The sequence below is a fragment of the Streptomyces thioluteus genome (genome assembly GCF_039535865.1).
In genome coordinates this window covers 1-26,224 of the sequence record NZ_BAAAXZ010000087.1, presented here as the reverse complement: position 1 = coordinate 26,224, position 26,224 = coordinate 1, and the positions used below count along the sequence as shown (strand labels likewise).

Annotated in this window: 16 protein-coding genes and 6 pseudogenes; 14 read left to right on the top strand and 8 right to left on the bottom strand. The window is 73.7% G+C overall.

The genetic code is table 11. The annotated features are described in order from the left end of the window. Nucleotides 1-74: 74 nt before the first annotated feature. Nucleotides 75-1,522, bottom strand: a pseudogene (locus ABD794_RS11480) (DNA repair helicase XPB); the annotation flags it as partial. A 33-nt stretch (nucleotides 1,523-1,555) separates the two neighbouring features. Between ABD794_RS11480 and ABD794_RS11475 the strand changes: the two are divergent. Then, a complete protein-coding gene (locus ABD794_RS11475) occupies nucleotides 1,556-1,774 on the top strand; it encodes a GH85 family endohexosaminidase C-terminal domain-containing protein (RefSeq protein ID WP_344962885.1) in 219 nt (72 codons plus the stop codon). Next, nucleotides 1,774-4,815 carry an alpha-mannosidase gene (locus tag ABD794_RS11470; RefSeq protein ID WP_344962883.1) on the top strand — a complete coding sequence of 1,014 codons (3,042 nt, stop codon included), beginning with the start codon at nucleotides 1,774-1,776 and terminating at the stop codon, nucleotides 4,813-4,815. Before ABD794_RS11475 ends, ABD794_RS11470 begins: the two co-directional genes overlap by 1 nt. On the opposite strand, the gene ABD794_RS11465 is transcribed toward ABD794_RS11470, so the two are convergent. Next, nucleotides 4,782-5,732, bottom strand: a complete 951-nt coding sequence (locus tag ABD794_RS11465) for a GlxA family transcriptional regulator (protein ID WP_344962880.1) — start codon at nucleotides 5,730-5,732, stop codon at nucleotides 4,782-4,784. The genes ABD794_RS11470 and ABD794_RS11465 overlap by 34 nt on opposite strands. 149 nt (nucleotides 5,733-5,881) lie before the next feature. On the opposite strand from ABD794_RS11465, the gene ABD794_RS11460 reads away from it, so the two are divergent. Next, a complete protein-coding gene (locus ABD794_RS11460; RefSeq protein ID WP_344962878.1) occupies nucleotides 5,882-6,580 on the top strand; it encodes a DJ-1/PfpI family protein in 699 nt (232 codons plus the stop codon). 70 nt (nucleotides 6,581-6,650) lie between these two features. On the opposite strand, the gene ABD794_RS11455 is transcribed toward ABD794_RS11460, so the two are convergent. Next, nucleotides 6,651-7,622, bottom strand: coding sequence for an L-tyrosine/L-tryptophan isonitrile synthase family protein (locus tag ABD794_RS11455; RefSeq protein ID WP_344962876.1), 972 nt, complete (start codon nucleotides 7,620-7,622; stop codon nucleotides 6,651-6,653). A gap of 446 nt (nucleotides 7,623-8,068) precedes the next feature. Here ABD794_RS11455 and ABD794_RS11450 point away from each other — a divergent pair, with 446 nt between their 5' ends. The 6 genes from ABD794_RS11450 to ABD794_RS11425 all read left to right on the top strand — a co-directional run bounded on the left by ABD794_RS11450 (nucleotide 8,069) and on the right by ABD794_RS11425 (nucleotide 15,492). Continuing rightward, nucleotides 8,069-10,711, top strand: a complete 2,643-nt coding sequence (locus ABD794_RS11450) for an alpha/beta fold hydrolase (RefSeq protein ID WP_344962875.1) — start codon at nucleotides 8,069-8,071, stop codon at nucleotides 10,709-10,711. After that, nucleotides 10,708-11,556 carry an ABC transporter permease gene (locus ABD794_RS11445; RefSeq protein WP_344962873.1) on the top strand — a complete coding sequence of 283 codons (849 nt, stop codon included), beginning with the start codon at nucleotides 10,708-10,710 and terminating at the stop codon, nucleotides 11,554-11,556. Before ABD794_RS11450 ends, ABD794_RS11445 begins: the two co-directional genes overlap by 4 nt. A gap of 118 nt (nucleotides 11,557-11,674) precedes the next feature. After that, nucleotides 11,675-12,520 (top strand): SCO6745 family protein, encoded by an 846-nt coding sequence (locus tag ABD794_RS11440; RefSeq protein ID WP_344962870.1) that lies wholly within the window; start codon nucleotides 11,675-11,677, stop codon nucleotides 12,518-12,520. Between the two features lie 162 nt (nucleotides 12,521-12,682). Continuing rightward, nucleotides 12,683-12,934 (top strand): heavy-metal-associated domain-containing protein, encoded by a 252-nt coding sequence (locus ABD794_RS11435; RefSeq protein ID WP_344962868.1) that lies wholly within the window; start codon nucleotides 12,683-12,685, stop codon nucleotides 12,932-12,934. Between the two features lie 26 nt (nucleotides 12,935-12,960). After that, the gene (locus ABD794_RS11430) at nucleotides 12,961-15,213 is read left to right on the top strand and encodes a heavy metal translocating P-type ATPase (protein WP_344962866.1); all 2,253 of its coding nucleotides are present in this window, start codon (nucleotides 12,961-12,963) and stop codon (nucleotides 15,211-15,213) included. A gap of 87 nt (nucleotides 15,214-15,300) precedes the next feature. Further along, nucleotides 15,301-15,492, top strand: coding sequence for a hypothetical protein (locus ABD794_RS11425; protein WP_344962865.1), 192 nt, complete (start codon nucleotides 15,301-15,303; stop codon nucleotides 15,490-15,492). 4 nt (nucleotides 15,493-15,496) lie between these two features. Here ABD794_RS11425 and ABD794_RS11420 read toward each other — a convergent pair whose 3' ends face one another. From ABD794_RS11420 to ABD794_RS11405, 4 genes are all read right to left on the bottom strand, one after another. After that, a complete protein-coding gene (locus tag ABD794_RS11420; RefSeq protein WP_344962864.1) occupies nucleotides 15,497-16,276 on the bottom strand; it encodes an SDR family NAD(P)-dependent oxidoreductase in 780 nt (259 codons plus the stop codon). Between the two features lie 245 nt (nucleotides 16,277-16,521). Continuing rightward, nucleotides 16,522-17,034, bottom strand: coding sequence for a hypothetical protein (locus ABD794_RS11415; RefSeq protein ID WP_344962862.1), 513 nt, complete (start codon nucleotides 17,032-17,034; stop codon nucleotides 16,522-16,524). A gap of 2 nt (nucleotides 17,035-17,036) precedes the next feature. After that, nucleotides 17,037-18,500: an ATP-binding protein gene (locus ABD794_RS11410; protein ID WP_344962860.1), complete on the bottom strand. Its 1,464-nt coding sequence runs from the start codon at nucleotides 18,498-18,500 to the stop codon at nucleotides 17,037-17,039. Continuing rightward, a complete protein-coding gene (locus ABD794_RS11405; RefSeq protein WP_344962859.1) occupies nucleotides 18,497-19,198 on the bottom strand; it encodes a response regulator in 702 nt (233 codons plus the stop codon). Before ABD794_RS11405 ends, ABD794_RS11410 begins: the two co-directional genes overlap by 4 nt. Before the next feature lie 194 nt (nucleotides 19,199-19,392). On the opposite strand from ABD794_RS11405, the gene ABD794_RS11400 reads away from it, so the two are divergent. After that, nucleotides 19,393-21,033, top strand: coding sequence for an acyl-CoA dehydrogenase family protein (locus ABD794_RS11400; protein WP_344962858.1), 1,641 nt, complete (start codon nucleotides 19,393-19,395; stop codon nucleotides 21,031-21,033). 171 nt (nucleotides 21,034-21,204) lie between these two features. Next, a pseudogene (locus ABD794_RS11395) lies at nucleotides 21,205-21,960 on the top strand (bestrophin-like domain). Nucleotides 21,961-22,200: 240 nt separating this feature from the next. Here ABD794_RS11395 and ABD794_RS11390 read toward each other — a convergent pair. Beyond that, nucleotides 22,201-22,290: pseudogene (locus ABD794_RS11390) on the bottom strand (hypothetical protein); the annotation flags it as partial. 1,157 nt (nucleotides 22,291-23,447) lie between these two features. On the opposite strand from ABD794_RS11390, the pseudogene egtA reads away from it, so the two are divergent. The 3 pseudogenes from egtA to ABD794_RS11375 form a co-directional block, all read left to right on the top strand. Next, a pseudogene (gene egtA / locus ABD794_RS11385) lies at nucleotides 23,448-24,679 on the top strand (ergothioneine biosynthesis glutamate--cysteine ligase EgtA). A gap of 51 nt (nucleotides 24,680-24,730) precedes the next feature. Further along, nucleotides 24,731-26,030, top strand: a pseudogene (gene egtB / locus ABD794_RS11380) (ergothioneine biosynthesis protein EgtB). Next, nucleotides 26,030-26,224, top strand: a pseudogene (locus tag ABD794_RS11375) (class II glutamine amidotransferase); the annotation flags it as partial. The pseudogenes egtB and ABD794_RS11375, both read left to right, overlap by 1 nt.

The following is a 26,224-nucleotide window of genomic DNA, read 5'->3' as shown; positions in this document are numbered from 1 at the left end:
GTGTTCGCCGGTACGGCGGTGAGCGTGGTGCTGCTGGGCGACTACGCGCAGGAGGGCCTGGTCAAGCGCTGACCTCAGACGTCCTCGCCCGCGAGGATGGCGTCCGCGTCCATGATCCGGTAGGCGTACCCTGCTCCGCCAGGAAGCGCTGGCGATGCGCCGCGAAGTCCTGGTCGACCGTGTCGCGGGCCACGACCGAGTAGAAGCGCGCCTCGTGCCCGTCCGCCTTCGGGCGGAGAACGCGGCCCCAGCCGCTGCGCCTCCTCCTGGCGCGAGCCGAACGTGCCGGAGACCTGGATCGCGACCGTCGCCTCGGGCAGGTCGATCGAGAAGTTGGCGACCTTCGAGACGACGAGGACCGAGATCTCGCCCTGCCGGAACGCCTCGAAGAGCTTCTCGCGCTGTGCGTTGCTCGTCTCGCCCTTGATCACGGGGGGCGTCGAGGTGCTCGCCCAGCTCGTCGAGCTGGTCGATGTACTGCCCGATGACCAGCGTCTGTTCACGCCCGGTGCCGGCGCACCAGCGCCTCGGTCACCTTGCGCTTGGTGTCCGTCGTCGCGCAGAAGCGGTACTTCTCCTCCGTCTCGGCCGTCGCATACGCGAGCCGCTCGGAGTCCGTCAGGTTGACGCGGACCTCGACGCAGTCGGCCGGCGCGATGTAGCCCTGCGCCTCGATCTCCTTCCAGGGCGCGTCGAACCGCTTCGGCCCGATGAGGGAGAAGACGTCCGACTCCCGCCCGTCCTCCCGGACGAGGGTCGCGGTCAGCCCGAGGCCGCCGCCGCGCCTGCAGGTCGGCAGTGAACTTGAAGACCGGTGCCGGCAGCAGGTGCACCTCGTCGTAGACGACGAGCCCCCAGTCGCGGGAGTCGAAGAGCTCCAGGTGGGGATAGATCCCCTTCCGCTTCGTGGTCAGCACCTGGTACGTGGCGATGGTGACCGGCCGGATCTCCTTCCGCGTGCCGCTGTACTCGCCGATCTCCTCCTCGGTCAGCGACGTCCGCTTCACCAGCTCGTGCTTCCACTGCCGCGCGGAGACGGTGTTGGTGACCAGGATCAGCGTCGTCGCCTTCGCCTCGGCCATCGCCCCGGCCCCGACCAGCGTCTTCCCGGCCCGCACGGCAGCACGACCACACCCGACCCGCCGTGCCAGAACCCGTCGACGGCCTGCCGCTGGTACGGCCGCAGCGCCCAGCCGTCCTCGCGCAGCTCGATGGGGTGCGCCTCGCCGTCCACGTACCCGGCGAGGTCCTCGGCCGGCCAGCCGAGCTTCAGCAGCGTCTGCTTGATCTGCCCGCGCTCGGACGGATGGACGGCCACGGTGTCCTCGTCGATCCGCGCCCCCACCAGCGGCTGGATCTTCTTCGACCGCAGGATCTCCTCCAGCACCGGCCGGTCGCTGCTCTCCAGCACCAGCCCGTGCGTGGGGTGCTTCATCAGCCGCAGCCGCCCGTAGCGGGCCATGGTCTCGGCGATGTCGACGAGCAGCGCGTGCGGCACGGGGTAGCGCGAGTACGTCACCAGCCTGAGACCTGGCCCGCCTCCCCCACCCGGGCCGTGCGCCACTACACGCTCCACCAACGCCTGCCCGGCGGAGGCGTCCGCTTCCTCGGGGGCACCTGTGGGCATGCCTACTACGTCCCGGCGCTGATCCGTCCGGCCGGTGAGGCGGTCACGCGCGTCGAGGTGCGCGCCGTGGACGAGTTGTACGCCTCCTCGGCCCCCGCTCCGTTCCTCTTCCGCTGGCCGAGCCGAACCCCCGATAAGGACACGTGATGCACAACGACCGCGCGATCACCGAGGCCCGTCTCAAGCGCGTGCTGGACGAACGGATCCGGCCGGCCGTGTACCCGGAGTCCGTCCCCCTCGACGTGGGCGTCTGGCAGGCGCCCGGCGAGCCCGTGCCCGTACCGGAGGGCATCGCGGCGCCGCGCGAGCCGGTCGCGCCGGGCGCGGCGTGGGGCCCGGCCTGGGGCACCAGCTGGTTCACGGTGTCGGGCGCCGTCCCCGAGGCGTGGGCGGGCCGCACGGTCGAGGCGGTCCTGGACCTGGGGTTCGACGGGAACATGACGGGCTTCCAGTGCGAGGGGCTCGTCCACCGGGACGACGGCTCGCCGGTGAAGGGGCTCAACCCGCGCAACCACTGGGTGCGCGTCGCCGCCCCGGCCGCCGGGGGCGAGCGGGTGCGGCTGCACATCGAGGCCGCCTCGAACCCGGTGATCCTCGACTACCGCCCCTTCGTCCCCACCGAGCTGGGCGACCGGGAGACCGCGGACGACCGGCCGCGCTACCGGCTGGGCCGGATGGATCTCGCCGTGTTCGACGAGGCGGTGTGGGAGCTCGTCCAGGACCTGGAGGTGCTGGAGGGGCTGATGAAGGGCCTGCCGGAGGAGGCGCCGCGCCGCTGGGAGGTGCTGCGGGCCGTGGAGCGGGCGCTGGACGCCGTCGACCTCCAGGACGTGGGCGGGACGGCGGCCCGGGCCCGCGAGCGGCTGGCCGGCGTCCTCGCCGCCCCCGCCCACGCCTCCGCGCACCGCATCAGCGCGGTCGGGCACGCGCACATCGACTCGGCGTGGCTGTGGCCGCTGCGGGAGACGGTGCGCAAGGTCGCCCGTACGACGTCCAACATGACGGCGCTGCTGGAGGACGAGCCGGACTTCGTCTACGCCATGTCGCAGGCGCAGCAGTTCGCGTGGGTGAAGGAGCACCGCCCGGAGGTGTGGGCGCGGGTGAAGAAGGCGGTGGCGGAGGGCCGGTTCGTACCGGTCGGCGGGATGTGGGTGGAGTCGGACACCAACATGCCGGGGTCGGAGGCGCTGGCGCGGCAGTTCGTCCACGGGAAGCGGTTCTTCCTGGACGAGTTCGGGATCGATACGGAGGAGGTGTGGCTGCCGGACTCGTTCGGCTACTCGGCCGCGCTGCCACAGCTGGTGCGGCTGTCGGGCTCGAAGTGGTTCCTGACCCAGAAGATCTCCTGGAGCCGGACCAACACCTTCCCCCACCACACCTTCTGGTGGGAAGGGCTGGACGGGACCCGGGTGTTCACCCACTTCCCGCCCATCGACACGTACAACGCGCAGCTGTCGGGAGAGGAACTGGCACACGCCGTCCGCAACTTCCGGGAGAAGGGCCGGGCGACGCGCTCGCTGGCGCCGACCGGCTGGGGCGACGGGGGCGGCGGGACGACGCGGGAGATGGTGGCGCGGGCCAAACGCCTGGCCGATCTGGAGGGTTCGGCGCGGGTGGTCTTCGAGCGGCCGTCGGCGTTCTTCGAGAAGGCGCACGCGGAGTACCGGGACGCGCCGGTGTGGGCGGGCGAGCTGTATCTGGAGCTGCACCGGGCGACGCTGACCAGCCAGGCGCGCACCAAACAGGGCAACCGGCGCAGCGAACACCTGCTCCACGAGGCGGAGTTGTGGTCGGCGACGGCGGCGGTGCGCACCGGCTTCCCGTATCCGTACGAGCGCCTGGACCGCCTCTGGAAGACGGTTCTCCTGCATCAGTTCCACGACATCCTGCCGGGCACATCGATCGCCTGGGTGCACCGGGAGGCGGCGCGGACGTACGCGGAGGTGGCGGAGGAGTTGGAGGCGGTGATCCAGGAGGCGGTGACGGCCCTGGCCGGGGACGCCGACGGCACCGTGGTCTTCAACGCGGCGCCGCACGGGCGCGGCGGTGTCCCGGCCCTCTCGGCGCGCCCCGCTTCCGGCACCCTGACCCCCGAGCCGCCGACGGCCGCACCCCGGGAGGGCGGCGGCTACGTCCTGTCGAACGGCCTGCTGCGGGCGGAGATCAACGGCCGCGGCCTGCTGGTCTCCGTCCGCGACGCGGCGTCCGGCCGTGAGACGCTCGCCCCCGGCGAACCGGCGAACCTCCTCCAACTCCACCAGGACTTCCCGAACATGTGGGATGCCTGGGACGTGGACGAGTTCTACCGCAACACGGTCACAGACCTCGTGGACGCCGACGCGGTGGAGCTGACGGACGACGGCGCGGTGCGGGTCGTCCGCTCCTTCGGCCGCTCACGCGCCGAGCAGCGCATCGCCCTCCCGGCGGGGGTACGGCGCGTGGACATCGACACGGAGGTGGACTGGCACGAGACGGAGAAGTTCCTCAAGGCGGCGTTCCCGCTGGACGTCCGGGCCGAACGGATCGCGGCCGAGACCCAGTTCGGCCACCTCCACCGGCCCACCCACACCAACACCACCTGGGACGCGGCCAAGTTCGAGGCGTGCACGCACCGGTTCGTCCATCTGGAGGAGAACGGCTGGGGCGTGGCACTCGTCAACGACTCGACGTACGGCTACGACGTGACGCGCGATGTCCGCGCCGACGGCGGCACGACCACGACGGTCCGCCTCTCCCTCCTCCGCGCCCCGCGCTTCCCCGACCCGCGCACGGACCAGGGCGTGCACCGCTTCCGATACGCCCTCGTACCGGCCGCGGACATCGGCGACGCGGTGCGCGAGGGCTACCGGATCAACCTGCCGGAGCGGCGCGTCCCGGGCGACCGGGGTGTAAAGCCGCTGGTGCACTCGACGGACGAGGCGGTGGTCGTCTCGGCGGTGAAGCTGGCCGACGACGGCAGCGGCGACGTCGTCCTGCGGCTCTACGAGTCCCTGGGCGGCCGGGCGGACGCCGAACTGTCCCTCGGCTTCGAGGCCACGTCGGCCCACCGCTGCGACCTGTTGGAACGCCCGCTGGAGGCGGTCCGGGTCGCGGCGGGGACGATCGCGCTGCCGCTGCGGCCGTTCGAGATCGTGACGCTGCGGGTGGCGCGGGATCACGACGGGAGCCGACCGAAGCCGCGGCGATAGGCGTGGGGGCTGACACCGGTGACGCGCTTGAAACGGTCGCGGAAGGACGTCGGGGATCCGAAGCCGACCTGGGCGCCGATTCGTTCGACCGTGTGATCGGTCGTCTCCAACAGATGCTGTGCCTGACGGACACGGATCCGGTGGAGCCACTGGAGTGGGGTACTGCCGGTCTGTTCGCGAAAGCGACGTATGAGAGTGCGGGGGCTGGTGCCTGCCTGAGTGGCGATGTCGGCGAGGGTGAGGTTGCGGCCGAGGTTGTCCTGTAACCACAGCAGGAGGGGTTCGAGGGCCGAACCGCGGGGAGTCGGGAGGCAGGGCCGGACGATGAACTGGGCCTGGCCGCCCTCCCGCTCCAGAGGCATGACCGCCATGCGGGCGGCGTCGGCGGCCACGGCGGATCCGTAGTCCCGGCGGATCATGTGGAGGCACAGGTCCAGACCGGCGGAGGCGCCGGCGGACGTGAGGATCTGCCCGTTGTCCACGTAGAGCACATCCGGGTCCACGTCGACGTCCGGATACATGGCCGCCAGGAGTTCCGCCACCGCCCAGTGGGTGGTGGCCCGCAGCCCGTCGAGCAGGCCGGTGGAAGCGAGGGGAAGCGCGCCCGAGCAGATGGCGGCGATGCGGGCACCCTCCGCGGCGGCGGTCCGCAGCGCGTCGCACACGGCGGGAGGGAGGGGCACGGCGGGATCGGTCGTGCCGGGCACGATGACCGTGTCGGCACCCTTGATGCCCTCCAGGCCCCAGGGCGCCCGGAGGGTGAAGGGGCCTGCGTCGGTCTCACGCCGTTCGGCACAGATGCGGACCTGGTAGGCCGGCGCTCCGTCGGACAGCCGGATACGGGTGAAAACCTCGATGGGGGTGGCCAGGTCGAAGGAGATCACCTGTTCAGGAGCGAGGACGGCAACCGTGTGCATGTGCACAACATAGCCATGTGCGCGGCGAGGCCCGCTGGCGATATCCCGTTAAACCCTGTCACTCCGGCACCTTGGGCGCAGAGTTGGCTGTTCCTAGCGTGGTGGTCATCACGGGCCAACGACGAAGATGACCGATTCGAGGATTTGCCATGCACGCCCATATCGTGTTGTTCGACGGTTTCGACCCTCTTGACGTCATCGCGCCGTACGAGGTGCTGCACACCGCGGGGATGGTCTCGGGCGGGGCCGTCACCGCGGAACTGGTCTCGGCCGAAGGGCCGCGCCCGGTGGCCAGTCGCATCGACGGCCTGACACTGAGCGCCACGGGACGGCTCGACCCCTGCCGGGCCGACCTCGTGCTCGTGCCCGGCTCGGCCCCTTCCGGCGAGGAACTGGAGGCGGCCGCGAACAGCGGCTACGGACAGCTGACTTCGACCACCCGGGCGCTGCGCGGGCACGGCCCGCGGAGCAGCCTGCTCTCCCTCCTCACACGTGCCATGCACCAGCCGGGGACGACGGTCGCGGCAGTGTGCGGCGGCTCTCTCCTCCTCGCCATGACCGGCCTGGTGTCGGGGCGGCGGGCCACCACGCACCATCTCGGCACGGATCTTCTCGGCGCGGCGGGCGTCGACGTCGTGTCCGCCCGTGTCGTGGACGACGGGGACCTGGTCACCAGCGCGGGGGTGACATCGGGCCTGGATCTGTCCCTGCACCTGGTGGAACGCGAACTCGGGCCGCGCATCGCCCATTCCGTCGAAATCCTGCTCGCGTACGAACGCCGTGGCACCGTCTGGCGTGCACGGGGCTCGCTCCCCACGGCCTTCGGCGGCCGCCTCCCTGTCGGCTGATCGCCGCGGGAGGGGCCGCCGTCGAAGGCGGAGCGCCGGGCCCACTCCGGCCCGGGCCCGGTCGCGACCGTTACGCCATGACCTCCTGCACCGTCAGGTGCGGGGCGACGAAGTGGCTCGGGCGGTCGTTGCGCCATACCAGCGAGGCGTTGAGGTCCTCGGCGTGGCTGCGCTTCGTCAGCAGCATGCCGTCCGCCACTTCGAGCGCGACGCCGTGCCAGGGGGTCAGCCACGGGTTGCCGGTCCGCATCAGGTGCAGGCCGATCTTCTCGGAGTGCGCGTGCTGCGGGTGGATGGACAGCCGCAGCGCGTCGGGGAACTCGTCCGCGACCAGCCGGCTCCAGGCGTTGCTGTGCCGGATGACCTGCCAGGCCAGGACCTTGGCGTCCTCGCGGACGCGGTTGCGGCTCGCGTCCTGCCGCACCGCGATCTGGTCCTCGAACATGAACCGGTGCATGCCGTTGAACATGACCTTCAGGCCCTCGTCGCCGGCGGCGCGACCGCGCAGGTCCTCCAGCGACTCGGCGTACTTCTCCAGCAGCACGCGGCGCACGGCCGGGTAGTCGGTGCTGTCGAAGGCGTCCTGGAGGGAGTAGAAGCCGATGGCGTCCCCGCCCAAGGTCTCGACGACGCGCTCGAGTTCGTCGCGGTAGCGGGTGGCCGCCTCGTCGGAGACGCCGACGACGTCGGCGAAGGTGTGCCCGTCGGAGCAGACGGTGACGCGGGCGCCGGGCGCGTAGTAGTGGCCCAGGTGGTCGCAGAACGACTGGAGGAACTCGAGCGCCAGGCGCTCGGCGAGGTCCGGCAGTTCGCCGAGGACCTTCTGGATGTTGGGCGACTTCGCGGGGAAGGCCGGGAGGACGAAGTGGATGGGCTCACCGGCCTGGATGAACTTCTCCACCTTGGCCAGGTGCGGAGCCCTGCACTCCGCGCAGGGGGCGCTGCCGCCGCAGTCCGCGTCGGCTCCCGGGATTAAACGGCGGTACTGGAAGACGTAGTCGAGTATCTCGGTGGCGATGGATGGTTTGGTGGCCTGGGTCACCAGGGACTCCCCCGAACGGTTCTGAGGCCGCGTCCGTCGAGGACGGCGGCCGTGTGCAGGAACAACAGCGGCGAAACAACATCCACTGCGCCCGACGGCGCGGCGAGGCCCGCGTGTCGCGGACATGCCGCAGTGGCGCAGACGCCATTATGGGTGCGCACGTAGATGGGAACAAGCAATCGATGAAAGATTATTCGGAGTATTCCCTTCCTTAACGCGCGCAAGGTGCGGATGCCCACAGATGGGGGCGGTTCGGCCCAGGGACGGGGCCCACAAGGCACTTTGAGGGCGTGTCAGGGGATTGCGCAAGGACGGTATCCGTGCGCAAACGGTGAAGTGGAGCGTCCTTCTCCGGCGGTGGAGCCGGAAGCGGACCGGCAGCAGACCGGAGGCGGAACCGCCCACCGGCCCGCACATCCGCACGAGTCCCCCCATAGCATTCCCGCATGAAGCTCCGTCCGCCGCGCCAACGGCGCACCCGCCTGGCCGCCGCCGGCGCGGCCCTCGCCGTGCTCGCCGGCACCGGCACCTGGACCGTGGCCGCCGCCACCCGCGGCGACCCGCCGGTCCACCGCGAGGACCGGTCCCTGACGATGTCCGGGGACGGCGTCCGCCTCGACACCTCCTTCTTCACCACCGGCGACGCCGGCCGCCGCAGACCCGCCGTCCTCCTCGCCCACGGCTTCGGCGGCAGCAAGGACGACCTCCGCGGCCGGGCCGAGGACCTCGCCCGCTCCGGGTACGCGGTCCTGACCTGGACCGCCCGCGGCTTCGGGAAGTCCACGGGAAGGATCGGGCTCAACGACCCGGACCACGAGATCGCCGACGTCGGCCGGCTCATCGACTGGCTCGCCGCCCGCCCCGAGGTCCGCCTCGACGCCGAGGGCGACCCCCGCGTCGGCATCGCCGGCGCCTCGTACGGCGGCGCCGCGGCCCTCCTCGCCGCCGGGCACGACAAACGCGTCGACGCCATCGCCCCGAGCATCACGTACTGGAACCTCGCCGACTCCCTCTTCCCCGGCGACGTGTTCAAGAAGCTCTGGGCCGGCGTCTTCTTCGGCACCGGGTCCGCGAACCGCTGCGGCCGCTTCGAACCCGCCGTCTGCGCCATGTACGAGCGCGTCGCCACCGCCGGACGCCCCGACGACGAGGCCCGCGAACTGCTCGCGCGGCGCAGCCCCTCCGCCGTCGCGGACCGCATCAAGGTCCCGACGCTGCTCGTGCAGGGACAGAGCGACTCGCTCTTCCCACTCGACCAGGCCGACCGGGCCGCCGACGCGATCCGCCGCAACGGCGCGCCCGTCGCCGTCGACTGGATCGCCGGCGGTCACGACACCGGGTCCGGGGAGGAGGACGACCGGGTGGCGGAGCGCACCCGCGCCTGGTTCGACCGCTACCTCAAGGACGACGAAGACACCGGCACCGGACCGGCGTTCCGCATCAGCAGGACCGGCGGCCTGGACACCACCGACGGCAGGCAGCGGCTGCGCGGGGCGAGCGGCGACCGCTACCCGGGCCTGCGCAACGCCCCCCGCACCGTCGCCCTCACCGGCCGCGAGCAGCGCTTCGGCAACCCCGCGGGCGGCTCGCCGCCCTCCGTGTCCGCCGTCCCCGGACTCGGCGCGGCCGCCCGCCTGTCGGGGCTCGGCCTCGGCCTGGCGCTGGACGTCCCGGGCCGGTACGCCCGCTTCGACTCGCCCCGGCTCACCGAGGGCGTACGCGTCACCGGCACCCCGGTCGTGAAGGTCAAGGTGGCCTCGGACAGCGGCGAGGCGACGCTCTTCGCCAAGCTCTACGACGTCGGGCCGGACGGGAAGCAGCAGCTGCCCGGCCAGTTGGTCGCTCCGCTCCGCGTGAGCGACGCCGAGGACGGCCGGACCGTGGAGGTCCGGCTGCCGGCCGTCGACCACACCTTCGAGGCGGGGCACCGGATGCGCCTGGTCGTCTCCGCCACCGACCTCGGCTACGCCTCCCCCGCCGCCCCGGCGACGTACACCGTCGCGCTCGCGGACGGCGGGCTGAGCGTGCCCACCGCGCCCGGGGTGACGACCGGTTCGGCCGGACTCCCCTGGTGGACCTGGGGCCTGCCGGCCGCCGGTGCCGTCGTCGCGGTCGCGCTGCTGCTCACCGGGCGGCGCCGGACCTCCGCGCCCGCGCCCGATCCGGCCCTCGCGGACGTCCCGTTGCAGATCAGCGGACTGACCAAGCGCTACGCGAAGTCCCACGACCGGTACGCGGTACGGGACGTGTCGTTCCGGGTCGAGCGCGGCCAGGTGCTGGGCCTGCTCGGGCCGAACGGCGCGGGCAAGACCACGACCCTGCGCATGCTCATGGGCCTCATCCGCCCCGACGGCGGCGAGGTGCGGGTCTTCGGCCACGCGGTCCGCCCGGGCGCGCCCGTCCTCTCGCGGGTGGGCGCCTTCGTGGAGGGAGCGGGCTTCCTGCCGCACCTGTCCGGACGGGCCAACCTCGACCTGTACTGGCGCGCCACGGGCCGCCCGGCCGAGGACGCGCACGCCGAGGAGGCGCTGGAGATCGCCGGGCTCGGCTCGGCGCTGGACCGCGCGGTCCGCACGTACTCCCAGGGCATGCGCCAGCGGCTGGCCATCGCCCAGGCCATGCTCGGGCTGCCGGACCTGCTGATCCTGGACGAGCCGACGAACGGTCTGGACCCGCCGCAGATCCGCGAGATGCGCGAGGTGATGATCCGGTACGCGGCGGGCGGCCGCACCGTGATCGTCTCCAGCCATCTGCTGGCCGAGGTCGAGCAGAGCTGTACGCACCTGGTCGTCATGGACCGGGGCCGGCTCCTCACCGCCGGGCCGGTCGACGGGATCACCGGTTCCGGCGACACGCTGCTCGTCGGCGTGGCGGGCGGGGCCACCGACGCCGTCGCGGAGAAGGTGACGGCCCTGCCCGGCGTCGCCTCGGCCGTGCGCGGCGACGAGGGCCTGCTGGTCCGGCTCGACGGCATGACCACACCCGAACTGCTCGTGGAACTGGTCCGGTTGGAGATCCCGGTGACGGGCGTGGGCCCGCAACGGCGGCTGGAGGACGCGTTCCTGACCCTGATCGGAGGTACCCCATGACCACGATGTCGGCTCCGGGTTATCGGGCGGGCCGCACCCTGCCGCTGCGCGTCGAGGCGGCGCGCCAACTGCGGCGCCGGCGCACGCTGGTGGTGGCCGGGGTGCTGGCCGTCCTGCCGTTCGTGCTGATCGCGGCGTTCGCGATCGGCGGGCGGTCGGGCGGACGCGACGGCCGCGTCTCGCTGATGGACACCGCGACGGCCTCCGGCGTGAACTTCGCCGCCACGTCGCTGTTCGTCTCGGCGGGCTTCCTGCTGGTGGTGCCCGTCGCCCTGTTCTGCGGCGACACGGTGGCCTCGGAGGCGAGTTGGTCGTCACTGCGCTATCTGCTGGCGGCGCCCGTCCCACGGGTGCGGCTGCTGGCGAGCAAGCTGGCGGTGGCGCTGGGCTTCAGCGCGGCGGCGATACTGCTGCTGCCGCTGGTGGCGCTCGCGGCGGGGGCCGTCGCGTACGGCTGGGGGCCGTTGCAGATCCCCACCGGCGGGACGCTCCCGGCGGGCACGGCGGCGGGACGGCTGGCGGCCGTGGTGGCGTACGTCTTCATCGGTCAACTGGTCACGGCGGCACTGGCGTTCTGGCTGTCCACGGTGACGGACGCGCCGCTCGGCGCGGTCGGCGGGGCGATGGGGCTGACCATTCTCGGCAACGTCCTGGACGCGGTCACCGCCCTCGGCCACTGGCGCGACCTGCTGCCCGCCCACTGGCAGTACGCGTGGGTGGACGTGCTCCAGCCGCACGCCGAATGGGACGGCCTGATCAAGGGCGCGGCGGTGTCGGTGGCGTACGCCCTGGTGCTGTTCGCCCTCGCCTTCCGGCACTTCCGGGGCAAGGACGTGGTGTCCTGACGCCTCGTGCAACTCCCGACGGGGACCCGCGTGGCGGCGGCGCGCGGGCCTCTGGGAGGCTGGCCGCCCATATGAGCTCCCTCTTCCGGAGGTTCGCACCATGGACGCCATGGACACCATGGACGCAGCAGCCACGGCCCGTACCGTCTGGCGGGCGGCCGAACCGGTCCACGCCGTCACGTACTTCGCCCCGGAGGGGCGGGCCGTCTTCGAGGAAGCGGGACTGCGCGGCTGGTGGCGCGGCTACTTCGCGGGCCGCTCCGCGCCGTTCGGGCCGGTGGGCCCGGAGCTGGTGACGGCCGCCTTCTTCGGCTTCGCCCCGGGCACGGTGGCCCGTGCCCTGCCGTCGGTGTGGGAGATCGTCTCCCCCGGGCGCGCGCTGGAGCTGCGCCGGGCGGGCGCACGCGCCGCGCTGCGCCGGCTGCTCGCGGGGCTGGAGGCGGAGACCGCGCGGGCGGCGGAGCTGCTCGGCCGCCATCTGGAGGGGCTGGACTGCGCCGGGCGGGCGCTGGGCGCGGCCAACGCGGCGCTGGGCCTCCCCGTCGATCCGCTCGACCGGCTGTGGCACGCGGCGACGCTGCTGCGCGAGCACCGGGGCGACGGCCATGTCGCGGCCCTGGTCACGGCCGGTCTCGACGGATGCGAGTCGCTCGTCCTGCGCAGCGGCATCGACGTCCCGCGCGAGGCGCTCCAGCCCTTCCGGGGCTGGACGGACGAGGAGTGGCGGGCGGCCGCCGGACGTCTCGCGGCCCGCGGGCTGCTGGACGCGGACGGCCGGGCGACGGAGGAGGGCCGCCGGCTGTCCGCGGAGGTCGAGGCGGCGACGGACCTGGCGGCGGCCCGGCCCTGGCAGGGCCCGGCCCCGGAGGCCGTCGACGAACTGCTGGCGGCGCTCGCCCCGGTGTCGCGGGCCTGCGCGGCCGTGCTGCCCCACCCGAACCCCATCGGGCTGCCGCGCGAGTAGGCCCGTCGCACGAGGGGGCGGCCCGCGGGCCGCCCCCTCCGCGTGTCCGGCCCCTTGCGCGCCATACACCCTGGGGGTATAGAAAAGGACAGAGCGGAGTGATACCCCCCAGGGGTATAAGATCCTTTTCGGGGGGCGCCGCCGAGCGCACGGGAGGAAACCATGTCGTCCCCGAACGCCACCCCCGATGCCACCCCCGACGCCGTCACCACCGTCTTCGCCGTCTCGGGCCTGCACTGCGGCCACTGCGAGACCGCGATCGCCAAGGCCGTCACCGCGCTCCCCGCCGTCCGCGCCGCCGGGGCGAGCGCCTCCGCCGGGCGCCTCACGGTCACCACCGCGGGCGAGCCCGACGAGGCGCTGCTCGCCCGCGCCGTGGACGAGGCCGGCTACGCGCTCACCGGCCGGATCTGACCCCGGCCCGGACCGAAGGAGCGGCGATGTCCGGCACCGCGACGTCCGGCAGTACCACGGGAACGTCCGACACCACCCGGGTCGAACTCGCCATCGGCGGCATGACCTGCGCCTCGTGCGCGGCCCGGGTCGAGAAGCGGCTCAACCGCATGGCCGGCGTGACGGCCACCGTCAACTACGCCACGGAGAAGGCGCGGGTCAGCTACGGAAGCGGCGTCTCGGTGGCCGACCTGGTCGCCACCGTCGAGGCCACCGGCTACACCGCGCAGCCCCCGCCGCCGCCCCGCGCGGACGCGGAGGACGAACTGCTCCCGCTGCGGCAGCGGCTGGTCACCGCCGGGGCCCTGGCCCCTCCGGTGATCGTCCTGGCGATGGTCCCCGCCTGGCAGTTCGACAACTGGCAGTGGCTCTCCCTGACCCTGACCGCGCCCGTGGTCACCTATGCCGGCCTGCCCTTCCACCGGGCCGCCTGGACCAACGCCCGGCACGGCGCGGCCACCATGGACACCCTGATCTCCCTCGGCACCTCGGCGGCGTTCCTCTGGTCGCTGTGGGCCCTGTTCCTCGGCGACGCGGGAATGCCCGGCATGCGGCACTCCTTCGCGCTGACGGTGGCCCCCGGGCACGGGGCCGACGCCGTCTATCTGGAGGTCGCGGCCGGCGTCACCGCCTTCGTCCTGGCCGGGCGCTTCTTCGAGGCCCGCGCCAGGCGCCGGGCGGGCGCGGCCCTGCGGGCGCTGCTGGAGCTGGGCGCGAAGGACGTGGCCCTGCTGCGCGACGGGCGTGAAGTACGCGTACCCGTCGGGGAGTTGACGGTCGGCGACCGGTTCGTCGTCCGCCCCGGCGAGAAGGTCGCCACCGACGGCACGGTCGCCGAGGGCGGTTCCGCCGTGGACGCCTCGATGCTGACCGGCGAGTCCGTCCCCGTCGAGGTCGGCGTCGGCGACGCGGTCGCCGGCGCCACCCTCAACACCTCGGGCCGTCTGGTCGTCGAGGCCACGCGGGTCGGCTCCGGCACCCAACTGGCCCGCATGGCACGGCTGGTGGAGGACGCGCAGAACGGCAAGGCGGCGGCTCAGCGTCTCGCCGACCGGATCTCCGCGGTGTTCGTCCCCGTCGTCGTCGCCCTCGCGCTGGGCACGCTCGCCGTCCGGCTCCTCGCCGGGGCGGGGCCGGCCGCCGCGTTCACCGCCGCCGTGGCCGTCCTGATCATCGCCTGCCCCTGCGCACTGGGCCTGGCCACCCCGACCGCACTGCTGGTCGGCACGGGACGCGGCGCCCAGCTCGGCATCCTCATCAAGGGACCCGAGGTCCTGGAGACGACCCGCGCCGTGGACACGATCCTCCTGGACAAGACCGGCACCGTCACCACCGGCCGCATGACGCTGCTGCGCACCACCACGGCGGCGGGCGCGGACGAGGCGGACGTCCTGCGGTTCGCGGGCGCGCTGGGGCACGCCTCCGAGCACCCCGTCGCCCGGGCGGTGGCCGACGGCGCCGCAGCGCGGGTCGGCACGCTGCCCGTGCCGACCGGGTTCCACGGCGTCCCGGGGTTCGGCATGCGGGGCGTGGTCGAGGGGCACGAGGTGCTCGTCGGCCGGGAGGCGCTGCTGGCCGAGCACGGGATCGCGCTGCCGGCGGCGCTGACGACGGCCCGGTCCGAGGCCGAGGCCGAGGGCCGGACGGCCGTCCTGGCGGCCTGGGACGGCGCGGCGCGTGGCGTCCTCACGGTCGCCGACGCGGTCAAGGACACCAGCGCCGCAGCCGTCGCCGAACTGCGCCGCCTCGGCCTGACCCCCATCCTGCTCACCGGCGACAACCGCGCCGTCGCCGAATCCGTCGCCCGCGAGACCGGCATCGACCAAGTGATCGCCGAAGTCCTCCCCCAGGACAAGGCCGACGTCGTACGACGCCTCCAGGACGAAGGACGCACCGTCGCCATGGTCGGCGACGGCGTCAACGACGCCGCCGCCCTCGCCACCGCCGACCTCGGCCTCGCCATGGGCACCGGCACCGACGCCGCCATCGAAGCCAGCGACCTCACCCTCGTCCGCGGCGACCTACGAACCGCAGCCGACGCCATCCGCCTCTCCCGCAGGACGCTGGGGACCATCCGGGCCAATCTGTTCTGGGCCTTCGCCTACAACGTGGCGGCCCTGCCACTGGCCGCCGCCGGGCTGCTCAACCCGATGATCGCCGGGGCGGCGATGGCCTGTTCCTCGGTCTTCGTCGTCGGCAACAGCCTCCGGCTGCGCCGCTTCCGCCCGTCGGTTTCGTGAGAACTCTGTAACAGCGGGATCTTCTGTCACCTCGGGCGCATCTTCACCTGTGACAACGCAACGACGACCGAGGGGCAGGACGGGACCATGGCACTGCCGCAGCTGTACAGGAAGAGGATCGCGGCACTGGTGACGGCCACGGTGCTCGGCTTCGCGGGGACCGTCACCGTCGCCGTCACCGCGGACGCGGTCGGCCGGGGGACGGACGCGAGCGCGCCGGTGGTCCAGCAGCCGGAACGGGGCGTCGTGCAGGTCGTGCAGGACGCCCCCGGCCGGTGACCGGCTAGTGGACGGAGAAGCCGCCGTCCACGAAGACCGCCTGCCCGGTGACGTACGCCGAGGCCCTGCTCGCCAGGAACACCGCCGCCCCCGCGAAGTCCTCCGGCAGCCCGTTGCGCCCCACGAGCGTGCGCGCGGCCAGCGCCTCCACCGTGGCCGGGTCGGACGACAGCCGCTCGTTGAGCGGCGTCCTCACGAACCCCGGCACGAGCGTGTTGCAGGTGACGCCGTACGGGGACCACGCCTCGGCCTGCGAACGTGCCAGGGACTCCAGCGCCCCCTTCGAGACGCCGTAGGCGCCGCTCCGCACGAACGCGCGGTGGGCCTGCTGGGAGGTGATGTGCATGATCCGCCCGTACCCCCGCTCGGCCATGCCCGGCCCGAACCGCTGCCCCAGCAGGAACGGTGCGTCCAGGTTCACGGCCATGGTGGCGTCCCAGACGTCGTCGGTCAGTTCGCCGAGGGGCGGGCGGAGGTTGATCCCGGCGGAGTTGACGAGGATGTCCGGCTCGCCGTAGACGTCCGCGGCCTTCTCGGCCGCGGTCCGCACGCCGTCCCGCGTGCCGAGGTCGGCACTCACCCAGGCGGCCCGGCAGCCGTCGTTCGTGAGCTCGTCCACGGTGTCCGCGAGGGCGGCTTCACCGCGGGCGACGACGACCACGCGGGCGCCGGCGCGGGCGAGGGCGCCGGCTATGGCGCGGCCTATGCCGGAGCTGCCGCCGGTGACGAGGGCGACTCGGCCGTCGAGGGAGAAGAGCTGGGAGAGGTAGGGCTGTGCGATCATGCGCCGACCCTAGTGGGTCTACTCCCCGCCCCGCCCTTTCACCGTTTCCCGCAGGGGCTGCGCCCCTGCGCCACCCCACCGGGGGCTCCGCGCTCCGCGCGGGAGTTGCGGGGCTTCGCCCCTGCGCCCCACCGGGGGCTCCGCCCCCTGGACCCCCTGGCGGGGCTCCGCCCCGATGCCACAGTCGCCCCCACGGCCCCCGGCAGGGCTCCGCCTCTGCCTCCCGACGAAGCGGCCCCCGTCCCCTACCCCCGGTCACACACCAGATCCGGCAGCTTCTTGCCGCCCCCCGCCAACGTCACCTTCACATCCGTCCACCGCAACCCGCCCGGCACCTCGTTGTGCGCCGCCGTGCACACCAGCTGCGTCCGCGCCGGGCGTGTCAACTTGCTGACGTCCAGCGGCAGTTGGATCGTCACCCGGCCGCGTTCCGCCGCCACCGAGACCCCTGTCCCGGGCCCCGACTTCATCACGACCTCGCTGAAGTACGACCGGGCGCGTTCCGCGTCGTTCGGGCCCGCCAGCATCAGCTCCACCGCGGACTCCGCGCTCACCGGTCCGTCCGCCGGGCGCGTCACGCCCACCACGACGCCGTTGGCGATGGCGAAGTAGAGCCGGGCCTGCCACCCCGGTTCCCCGGGGCGCTTGACGCCGGTCGCCGGCTGGCCGAATTCGATGACCTCGGTCCGCTCGATGCCGCAGCCGGCCAGTGGGGCGAGCGCGCCCAGCAGCAGCGCGGCGACGAGTGCGCGTCGCATGCTCATTCCTCCTCTTCCTCCTCGCCTCCCGCGCACAGCGGCAGCTCCACGGTGAACACGGCCCCGCCCTCGGGGCCGTTGGCCGCGCGCACGGTGCCGTGGTGCAGCCGGGCGTTCTCCAGGGTGATCGCGAGGCCCAGGCCGCTCCCCTCCGAGCGGGCGCGGGCCGCGTCGGCCTTGTAGAAGCGGTCGAAGACGTGCGGCAGGACCTCGGGGTCGATGCCGGGGCCGCGGTCCGCGACCTCGATGAACAGGCGCTCGTCGTCGGCGCGCAGCGAGACCCGCACCGGCTCCCCGCCGTGCCGCAGCGCGTTGCCGACGAGGTTGGCGACCACGACGTCGATGCGCCGGGTGTCGAGCCGGGCGCGCACGCCCTCCGCCAGGTCCGCGGCGACCTTGTCCTGCCAGTTGCGTGCCTGGAGGGTCTTGCGGACCGTCTCGGCGACGTCGACCTCGTCCAGGTGCAGCGACGCGGCGCCCGCGTCGAAGCGGGAGATCTCCATCAAGTCCTCGACCATGCGGGCCAGTTTCCCGGTCTCCTCGCTGATGAGCCGCACGGCGTAGGCCGTGTCGGGGTCGAGGGTCGCGGCGTCCTCGTCGAGGACGTCGACGACGGCGGTCATCGCGGCGAGCGGGGTGCGCAGCTCGTGCGAGACGTCGGCGGCGAAGCGCCGCGAGTTGGCCTCCATGCGCCGCAGTTCGGCGACGTTCTTCTCCAGGGCGGCGGCCATGCCGTTGAACGTCCGGGAGAGATCGGCGAGTTCGTCGCCGCCGGTGACCTTCAGCCGGGTGTCGAGCGCGCCGTCGGTGATCTGCTGGGCGCCGCGGCGCAGTTCGCGTACGGGCCGCAGCACGCTGCGGGCGGCGACCAGGGCGGGGACGACGGCGATGCCGACGGACAGCAGCGCCCCGCTCTGCGCGGCGTTGACCAGGGCCTGGACGTTGGCCTCGTCCTCGCGCAGCGGGACGCGGGCGTAGACCTCCAGCCCGGAGGTGTCGGTGCTGTTCTGGTAGGTGACGGGCAGGCCGATGACGAGCCAGGGGCGGCCGTCGGACTCGACGCGCTGGACGGCCGGGATGCCGTCCCCGACCTTCTCCCGGACGCCGGAGCCGAAGACGTCCTTGTCCTCGGTCGGTACGGCCGGGACCATCGGGCCGTCCTTGTAGCGGGTGTGGACGATCCAGTGCTGGGCGGCCTCGCCCGCCACGTTCAGCCCCTTGGAGAGCTTGGCCAGGGTGGCCTCGTCGGGCGACGCGGTGAGGCCGGTGACCTGCGAATTCACCTGGCCGCGCAGGGCGTTGACCGCGGTGTCCTGGGTGCGCTGGAGAATCGCGGTGCGCGCCTCGCGGAAGGTGAGGGCGGCGGTGGCCAGCGCGCCGAGCGCGGCGACGAGGAGGAAGGCGACGACGAGCCGGGCGCGCAGGCCGCGCACCAGGCCGCGCACGCCGCCCCGGGGACGTCTCACAGCGGCCCGAACCGGTAGCCGAAGCCGCGCACCGTCTGGATGTAGCGGGGCGAGCGCGTGGAGTCCTCGACCTTGGTGCGCAGCCGCATCACACAGGCGTCCACGAGCCGGGCGTCGCCGTGGTAGCTGTGCTCCCAGACGTGTTCCAGGAGCTGCTGGCGGCTGAAGACCCGGCCGGGGGTGGCGGACAGGTAGAGCAGCAGCTTCATCTCGGAGGGGGCGAGGGCGAGGTCCTGGCCGTGCTTGGAGACCAGCAGGCCGGCGCGGTCGATGACCAGGTCGCCGTAGGACTCGGCGGGGGCGGGCCGCTCGGGGTCGGGAGCGCTGCCGTCGGGGAGGGCGGCGCGGCGCAGGACGGCGCGGATGCGGGCCTCCAGGACCTCGCCGCGGGCGGGCTTGACGATGTAGTCGTCGGCGCCGGCCTCCAGGCCGAGGACGACGTCGATGTCGTCGCCGCGGGCGGTGAGCATGATGATCGGCAGCTGCTGGGTGGCGCGGATGCGGCGGCAGACCTCGAAGCCGCTGACGTCGGGCAGCATCAGATCGAGCAGGACGAGGTCGGGGCGGAAGGCGCCGAGCGCGGCGAGCCCGGCCTCGCCGGTCGCCGCGGCCTCGACCTCGTGACCGCGGCGGCGCAGGGTGAGGGTGACCCCTTCCCTGACGGCCCGGTCGTCCTCGATCAGAAGCACGCGTGACATACGGACAGTATCTGTCGGGTAAGCACATCAATGCGTCGCGAGGGGTCCGCACCAGGGAACTGTCACCGATTGCTCATATTCCTCTCCAGCCCCCGTATTCCTCATCCGGCCCCTGCCGGGCGGGACCGGCAGGGGCCGATAATGGCCCCCGGTTGTCCGTACCCCATCAAGTACCGCACGACCCGGAGGTCGCCGTGAGCACGCACGAGGTCTTCAACCAGGCCCCGCCCCTGACCGGCTTCACCACCGCCGACGACCCGGCCCTGCTGGAGGCCCTGCGCAGGGACGGCGGCGGCTGGGGCGAGGAGGCGGTCCGCGCCCTCGGGGCCCGGGCGGGTTCGGAGGAGGTGCAGGAGTGGGCGCGGCAGGCCGAGGCGTACCCGCCGGTGCTGCACACCCACGACCGCCACGGACACCGCGTCGACGAGGTCGAGTACCACCCGGCCTGGCACCACCTGATGGCCGCCGCCGTGGCGAGCGGCCAGCACGCCGCGCCCTGGGTCCAGGCGCGCCCCGGCGCCCATCTGGTGCGCGCGGCCAAGTTCTACGTCTGGGCCCAGGCGGAGCCCGGCCATGGCTGTCCGATCTCGATGACCAACGCCGCGATCCCGGCCCTGCGCGCCGAGCCGGAGCTGGCCGCCGCCTACGAGCCGCTGCTCGCCTCCCCCGTCTACGACTACGGGCTGCGTCCGCCGCTGGGCAAGCGCGGGCTGATCGCGGGCATGTCGATGACCGAGAAGCAGGGCGGCTCGGACGTCCGCGCCAACACCACCACCGCCGTGCCGGCCGGCGAGGGCACCTACGTGCTCACCGGGCACAAATGGTTCACCTCGGCGCCGATGAGCGACGTGTTCCTGGTGCTGGCCCGGACCGAGGAGGGCCCGACCTGCTTCCTGATGCCGCGCGTCCTGCCCGACGGCACCCGCAACGCGATGCGGCTCATGCGGCTCAAGGACAAGCTGGGCAACCGCTCCAACGCCTCGGCGGAGGTCGAGTACGAGCGGGCCGTGGCCTGGCGGGTGGGCGAGCCGGGGCGCGGGGTGCGCACGATCGTCGAGATGGTCAACATGACGCGGCTCGACTGCGTGATCGGCTCCGCCGCCGGGATGCGGGCCGGGCTGCGGCAGGCGCTGCACCACACCGCGTACCGCCGGGCGTTCGGCGCCGAGTTGATCGACCAGCCGCTGATGCGCAACGTCCTCGCCGACCTGGCCGTCGAATCGGAGGCCGCGACCGTCCTGGCGATGCGGCTGGCCGCCGCGCTGGACCGGTCGGAGGCGGGGGACGCCTCGGAGGGTGCGCTGCGCCGGCTGGCGCTGGCGGCCGGCAAGTACTGGGTGTGCAAGCGCGGCAGCGCGCACGCCGCGGAGGCGCTGGAGTGCCTGGGCGGCAACGGGTACGTGGAGGAGTCAGGCATGCCGCGGCTGTACCGGGAGGCACCGCTGCTGTCCATCTGGGAGGGCTCGGGCAACGTCGCGGCCCTGGACGTACTGCGGGCGCTGCGGCGGGAGCCGGCCGCGCTGGACGCCTACGAGGCGGAGGTCGCGCTCGCCGCGGGGGCGGACGCCCGGCTGGACGCGGCGGCCGCCGGGCTGCGGGAGCTGCTGGGCACGCTCGGCGACCCCGGGCGGGACCAGCTGGTGGCCCGCCGGCTCGCCGAGCGGCTGACGCTCGTCCTCCAGGGCGCCCTGCTCGTCCGGCACGCGCCGCCGGCGGTGGCCGACGCGTTCTGCGCGTCGCGGCTGGGCGGGGACTGGGGGCAGGCGTTCGGCACGCTCCCGGCGGGCACGGACCTGGGGGCGGTCCTGGAACGGACGCGGGCGAAGAACGACTGACGGCCGTCGAACACCACCCGCCTCCGCCCGAACACGACCCATCTCCGTCGAACGATCATCACCCCATCGGGCGAAACCCGGCGGCCGTCGGGTGAACGGGCGGCCGGGGACGCAGGATCTCCCCGCACCCCGATCTCCCGCACCCCGCCGTCCGTTCCTCCGGAGACGCCCATGTCCGACTGGCTGGTCCTGGTCCTCACCATCGCCGTCGCGACGGCCGTCGTGCTGGCCATCGCCCTGCTGAAGGAGCGCGGGCGCGGCCCGGACCGCGACCGGTCGGGAACCCCCGACGTGATCGAGTACATGACGATGATGATCGGCGTGGTCTACGCCATCGTGCTGGGCCTGGCCATCGCCGGCGTCTGGGAGGCGCGCAACACCGCGCAGGCCACCGCCCAGGCCGAGGCCCAGGCCCTGCACGAAGTGACCGAGCGGGTCCAGGTGTTCGCGCCGCCCGCCCGCGACCGGGTCCGGCAGGACGTCGAGTCGTATGTGCGCTACGTGGTGCGCGAGGAGTGGCCCGGGATGCTCGACTCCGGGGAACTCACCGGAAAGGGCGGCGTGTTGCTCGACCGGGTGCGGACCGACGTCACCGCCTACGAGCCGCGCGACGAACCACGAGAGCCAGTCCTACCAGCCGCTGCTGGACCAGGTCGGCGCCGCGGACGCGGCCCGCAACGCCAGGGCGCGGGGCGCCGACGACACCATGCCGGGGGTGGTGTGGTTCGGCCTGATCGGCGGGGCGCTCGTCGCCGTCGGCCTGATCTTCACGCTGCAGATCCGGCGCACCTCGCGGAGTTGCTGCTCGCCGGGGTCTACACCTCGATGATCGCCTTCCTCCTCTTCCTCATCTGGGACTTCAACTCGCCCTTCGGGCACGTTCCTTCGGACGCCACGGACGCGTTCACGGATCTGTTCGCCATCTGACGGGCAGACGCGTGAGGCCGTTCTGGAAGTTGGAGGTGAGCCGGACGGGCTCCCCGGCGCGTTCCAGGCCGGGCAGCAGGTCGAGGGCCGCCCACAGCAGGGCCCGCAGCTGGACGCGCGCGAGGTGCGCGCCCAGGCAGAAGTGCGGGCCGAAACCGAAGCTGACGTGGTCGTTGGGGCTGCGCGGGTGATGTCGAAGCGGTCGGGGTCCGGGAAGACGCGTTCGTCGCGGTTGGCGGAGGCGTGGTGGACGACGACCTTCTCGCCGCGCCGGACGCGCACGCCGGCGAGCTCGGTGTCCCGGGTGGCGGTGCGCCGGAAGTGGAGCACCGGCGGCCAGTGGCGCAGCGCCTCCTCGACCGCCGGGGCGGTGAGTTCGGGGTGCTCGCGGAGCAGCGCCAGCTGGTCCGGGTGGTCGAGGAGGGTGAGCAGCGCGCCGGGGACGCCGTTTGCGCAGGGTCTCGTTGCCGGCCACGGCGAAGAGGAAGAACATCGTCTCGAACTCGTCGCCGGTCAGCCCGCCCGGCGCATCCGGGCCATCACGCTGCCCGGCCCCGGCCGCGCGGCGAAGCCCGTGGGCGTAGGCGAACATGTCGGGCAGGGCGGCCCGGAGCGGGGGTTGAGCGGGGCTCCGTCGGGCCGGACGAGCGGTCCGGGGCGCAGGGCGTGCGCGGCGCGGCCGAGGGGGCTGAGCGCGGCGGGGTCGACGGCGTCGGCGGTGGCGCGCCGGGGTCCTGGTAGCCGATGACCCGGTCCGCCCAGTCCGCCAGCAGCCCGCGGTCCTCCTCGGGACGCCCATGAGGTGCGCGAGGGTCCGTACGGGCAGGTCGGCGGCGAGGGGGACGAAGTCCGCCGCGCCGCGCGGGGCGACGGCGCCGACCAGGGCGCGCGCCCGCGCCTCGATGACGTCCTCCAGCTCGCGCACCGCGCGCGGGGTGAACGCGGCGGCGACGATGCGGCGCAGCCGCACATGGGCGGGCGGGTCCTGGTTGAGCATCATGGCCCGGACGAAGTCCAGGTCCTCCGGGCTGTCGGGGTCGCGCAGCTGGGTCGCGCCCAGGTGGGAGGAGAAGACCTCGGGGGTGCGCAGGACGTGCTTGACGTCGGCGTGCCGGAAGACGGCCCAGTAGCCGGCCCGGCGGGCCAGTCGCCGACGGGCGGTTCGGGCACGCGGCACACCGGCGCGCGCGGTCGCGCAGCTCCCGGTAGAGGTCGTGGGGCACGCCCCGGGCATATGTCGCGGGGTCGAACACGGCGGTCACCTGGAGTGCGCTCACCAGCGGACCGTACGCCGCGGCCGGCCGGGCACGTCAAGGCCCCGTCAGGCGCCCGCCGTCGGGGCCGGGCGCGAGTGCTGCCGTCCGATTGGGGGTACAGGGCAAGGGAGCAAGGGGGCTTACCGACAGGAGGGCACCGGAGTGAGCGACGAAAGCATTGCTTACGGTCAGGGCTCGACCCGGGCGGTCAACGTGGACGAGGCCGAGGCCATGGTGCGGGGCATCTGCTTCAAGACCGGACCGCCCCGGCTCCTCGGGGTCGAGCTGGAGTGGCTCGTCCACGACCTGCACGATCCCACCCGGACCGTCGAGCCGTCCCGGCTCGCCGCGGCCGCCGGCCGCCTGCGGAAACTTCCGCTGCGATCGCTGCTCACCGTCGAACCCGGCGGTCAGATCGAGTTCAGCTCGCAGCCCGCCGGCTCCCTCACCGCCTGTGTCGAGGAGGTGGCCGCCGATCTCGCCCTCGCCCGCGCCGAGCTGCGGGACATCGGGCTCTTCCTCTCCGGCTACGGCAAGGAGCCGTGGACGCATCCCGGCCGCGTGGTCACGACCCGCCGGTACGACGCGATGGAGGTCTTCTACGACTCCTGGAACGAGGCCGGGCGCACCATCATGTGCCGCACGGCGTCCGTCCAGGTCTGCCTCGACGCCGGGCACGAGGAGCCCGGCCCGCTCGGCTTCGGCCGCCGCTGGCGGCTGGCGCACCTGCTGGGTGCGGTGCTCAACGCCGCATTCGCCAAACTCCCCGCTGCAACAGCGGCCGTCCGACCGGCTGGCGCTCCACGCGCCAGGCCACGTACGCGCGCATGGACCCCGGCCGCACCCTCGCCCCCGCCGAGGACAGGGAGCCGCGCGCCGCGTGGGCGGAGTACGCGCTGGACGCGGAGGTGATGTTCGTCCGCAGCCAGGACGGCCCGTGGGAGCCCCGGCGCGGGCTGGCCCTGCGCGAGTGGCTGCGCACCGGCGAGCCGCGGCCGGCCACGGCGGGCGACGTGCTGTACCACCTGACCCACGCTGTTCCCGCCGGTCCGGCCGCGCGGACACCTGGAGCTGCGCATGATCGACGCGCAGCCCGGGGAGGACGGCTGGATGGTGCCGCTGGCCGTGACGGTGGCGCTGTTCGACGACCCGTCGGCGGCCGAGACCGCGTACCGGACGGTCAAGGCCCTGGCGGACACGGCGGCCGGGGAGCCGACCCCGCGCAATCCGCTGTGGCGCAGGGCGGCGCGGTACGGGCTGTCGGACCCCGAGCTGCGCGCCCGCGGCCGTCGCCTGCTTCGCGGCGGCCCGGGAGGCCCTGCCCCGGCTCGGGGCCTCGCCGCGGATCCTGGCGGCGGTGGACGACTTCACCGCGCGGTACGTGGCGCGGGGCCCGCTGCCCCGCCGACGACCTCCTGGACCTGGTCGGGGACCGGCCCGTGGGCACGGAGGCCCGCTCGTGACCGCCCGCGGGGAGGAGAACGGAACGGAGTACGGGGCCCGGTCCCGGCGCGCTGCGACGGCGCGCCGCGGACGCCCTGCTCGCGGCCCGTGAGCGCACCGGCGCGCTCACGGGCTGCGTGCCGGACGCGGAACTCACCGCCCAGCACTCGCCGTTGATGTCGCCGCTGGTCTGGGACCTGGCGCACATCGGCAACCAGGAGGAGCTGTGGCTGTGGCGTGCCGTCGGCGGGCGGGATGCGCTGCGGCCCGAACTGGACGGGCTCTACGACGCGTTCGAGCACCCGCGCGCCGAGCGCCCGTCCCTGCCGCTGCTGCCGCCGGCGGAGGCGCGCGGCTACGTTGCGGACGTGCGGGGGCGGGTGCTGGACCTCCTGGACAGCGCCCCGGTGGACGGCGGCGGGCCGCTGCTGGAGGCGAGCTTCGCCTTCGGGATGATCGCGCAGCACGAACAGCAGCACGACGAGACCATGCTGATCACCCATCAGCTGCGGTCCGGGCCCGTGGCGCTGACCGCCCCCGAGCCGCCGCCCGCCCCGCCGGACGCCGCGGCCCTGCCGCGCGAAGTCCTCGTCGAGGGCGGCCCGTTCACCATGGGCACCACCACCGAGCCGTGGGCCCTGGACAACGAGCGGCCCTCCCATGTGCGGGACGTGCCGCCGTTCTTCCTCGACACCCTGCCCGTGAGCAACCGTGCCTACCGGCACTTCATCGAGGACGGCGGGTACGGCGAGCCGCGCTGGTGGCATCCGGCCGGCTGGGAGCAGGTGCGCCGCCACGGGCTGGCGGCGCCGCTGTTCTGGCGGCGGGAGGGCACGGACTGGGTGCGCCGCCGCTTCGGCGTCGTGGAGCCCGTACCGCCCGACGAGCCGGTGCTGCACGTGAGTTGGTACGAGGCGGCCGCGTACGCCGCCTGGGCGGGGCGGCGGCTGCCGACGGAGGCCGAGTGGGAGAAGGCCGCCCGGCACGACCCCGCCTCCGGCCCGCTCCCGGCGCCACCCCTGGGGCGACGAGGACCCCGCCCCGCACCACGCCAACCTCGGCCAGCGGCACCTGCGTCCCGCGCCCGTCGGCTCGTACCCGGGCGGCGCCTCGCCGCTGGGGGTACGGCAGTTGATGGGCGACGTGTGGGAGTGGACGGCGAGCGACTTCCTGCCGTACCCCGGATTCCGGGCCTTCCCCTACCGCGAGTACTCGGAGGTCTTCTTCGGCGGGCGGCACAAGGTGCTGCGCGGCGGATCCTTCGGGGTGGCCCCGGTCGCCTGCCGGGGCACCTTCCGCAACTGGGACCTGCCGCAGCGCCGGCAGATCTTCGCCGGCTTCCGCACGGCGCGCGACGCGGGGCCGCGCTGATGTGCCGGCACCTGGCCGTCCTCGGCCCCGACGCCCCGCTGGGCGCGTCCGTCGCCGAGACCGCCGTACTCCCTGGTGCGGCAGTCCTGGGCGCCCGCGCCTGCAGCGGTACGGCACCGTCAACGCGGACGGCTTCGGCATCGGCTGGTACGCGGACGGCGATCCGCGGCCCGCGCGCTACCGCAGGGCCGGGC

What these genes read in the sequence shown, in the direction of transcription:
- ABD794_RS11470 (WP_344962883.1), top strand. Translation starts at nt 1,774, where the DNA reads ATGCACAACGACCGCGCGATCACCGAGGCCCGTCTCAAGCGCGTGCTG.
- ABD794_RS11465 (WP_344962880.1), bottom strand. Translation starts at nt 5,732, where the DNA reads ATGCACACGGTTGCCGTCCTCGCTCCTGAACAGGTGATCTCCTTCGAC.
- ABD794_RS11460 (WP_344962878.1), top strand. Translation starts at nt 5,882, where the DNA reads ATGCACGCCCATATCGTGTTGTTCGACGGTTTCGACCCTCTTGACGTC.
- ABD794_RS11450 (WP_344962875.1), top strand. Translation starts at nt 8,069, where the DNA reads ATGAAGCTCCGTCCGCCGCGCCAACGGCGCACCCGCCTGGCCGCCGCC.
- ABD794_RS11445 (WP_344962873.1), top strand. Translation starts at nt 10,708, where the DNA reads ATGACCACGATGTCGGCTCCGGGTTATCGGGCGGGCCGCACCCTGCCG.
- ABD794_RS11440 (WP_344962870.1), top strand. Translation starts at nt 11,675, where the DNA reads ATGGACGCAGCAGCCACGGCCCGTACCGTCTGGCGGGCGGCCGAACCG.
- ABD794_RS11435 (WP_344962868.1), top strand. Translation starts at nt 12,683, where the DNA reads ATGTCGTCCCCGAACGCCACCCCCGATGCCACCCCCGACGCCGTCACC.
- ABD794_RS11430 (WP_344962866.1), top strand. Translation starts at nt 12,961, where the DNA reads ATGTCCGGCACCGCGACGTCCGGCAGTACCACGGGAACGTCCGACACC.
- ABD794_RS11425 (WP_344962865.1), top strand. Translation starts at nt 15,301, where the DNA reads ATGGCACTGCCGCAGCTGTACAGGAAGAGGATCGCGGCACTGGTGACG.
- ABD794_RS11420 (WP_344962864.1), bottom strand. Translation starts at nt 16,276, where the DNA reads ATGATCGCACAGCCCTACCTCTCCCAGCTCTTCTCCCTCGACGGCCGA.
- ABD794_RS11415 (WP_344962862.1), bottom strand. Translation starts at nt 17,034, where the DNA reads ATGCGACGCGCACTCGTCGCCGCGCTGCTGCTGGGCGCGCTCGCCCCA.
- ABD794_RS11405 (WP_344962859.1), bottom strand. Translation starts at nt 19,198, where the DNA reads ATGTCACGCGTGCTTCTGATCGAGGACGACCGGGCCGTCAGGGAAGGG.